Source organism: Mesorhizobium sp. M2A.F.Ca.ET.067.02.1.1 (assembly GCF_004023285.1).
Lineage (GTDB): Bacteria > Pseudomonadota > Alphaproteobacteria > Rhizobiales > Rhizobiaceae > Mesorhizobium.
Genome location: NZ_RZSB01001214.1, coordinates 1 through 1,014, shown reverse-complemented (window position 1 = coordinate 1,014; position 1,014 = coordinate 1). Strand labels below are relative to the sequence as shown.

The 1,014-nt window shown below is 64.1% G+C and carries 2 protein-coding genes; one reads left to right on the top strand and one right to left on the bottom strand.

What is annotated here, in order from left to right:
* The coding region (locus EOA28_RS36845; RefSeq protein ID WP_148671152.1) for an NTP transferase domain-containing protein at positions 1–235 on the bottom strand (235 nt) is incomplete at its 3' end.
* 360 nt (positions 236–595) lie between these two features.
* On the opposite strand from EOA28_RS36845, the gene EOA28_RS36840 reads away from it, so the two are divergent.
* The coding region (locus EOA28_RS36840) for an adenylate/guanylate cyclase domain-containing protein (protein ID WP_245501694.1) at positions 596–1,014 on the top strand (419 nt) is incomplete at its 3' end.

The window sequence follows — 1,014 nt, the reverse complement described above, 5'->3', positions numbered from 1 at the left end:
CCTGCACGAAAGTCTCCGCCTTGGGCGCGAATTTCTGTGCTGCCTTGCGCATCTCGTCGGCGCCGTGCCCGATCACCAGCGCCAGGCCCGTCGCGCCGGCCGCCTCGGCCGCTTTCACGACATGCGCCACCATAGGCAGGCCGGCTATGGCATGCAGCACTTTTGGCATCGCGCTTTTCATGCGCGTGCCCTCGCCGGCGGCGAGGATGACGGACAGGCAGGATCTCTGGCTCATGGATGGCAACCGTATGAAAGGGCTTGAATCAATGCATGCTAGCAGCGGCGTAATGCTGCACCAATGCGGTTAAATTCCGGTGAGATGGCGGAGCGAGGTCTCCAAGCGCGGATGTCCGGTGAGGTTCCAGATACAAAAGCACCGCCGCGGTGACGTCAGCCGGTTACATAGGTCAGGAAATATCCCCGGCCTGCTGGGAGTGCTGTGTCAGCATCGGCGGAGGCCGCGCGAGCGTGTCGTCGGTTCTCTGTTGGCGGGGGCGACTCGAACGCTCCACGCCTCGAAAGCGGGATAGCGAATTCTCGTGAAGGCAAGGTCAAACTGCGTTTCCGTTCCATATCGGCGGAGACTGGGAGAGAGATGGATACCATGCGCGCGGCGCGTCTGGAAGTTGGCAGGACATGGACGCGGGGCGGCCCGCGTGCAGGCGTATGGCCGAGCACGCAGCGCCACCTCGCAGCGATCCTGGCTTGCGACGTGGTCGGCTACTCGCGCCTGATGGAGCGCGACGAGCGTGGCACGCTCGAGCGGCTCAAGACCTACCGCAAGGATCTCCTCGAACCGCTGGTCTCCGAGCACCACGGTCGGGTCGTCAAGCTCACCGGCGACGGCATGCTTTGCGAGTTCGCGAGCGTCGTTAACGCGGTGACCTCGGCGATGGCGATCCAGCAGGCCTTGGCGGAACACGAGTCGGAGACGCCCGAGGAAGAGCGGATTCGCTTCCGCATCGGCGTCAATCTCGGGGACGTGGTCTGCGAGGAGGACGGTGACATCTACGG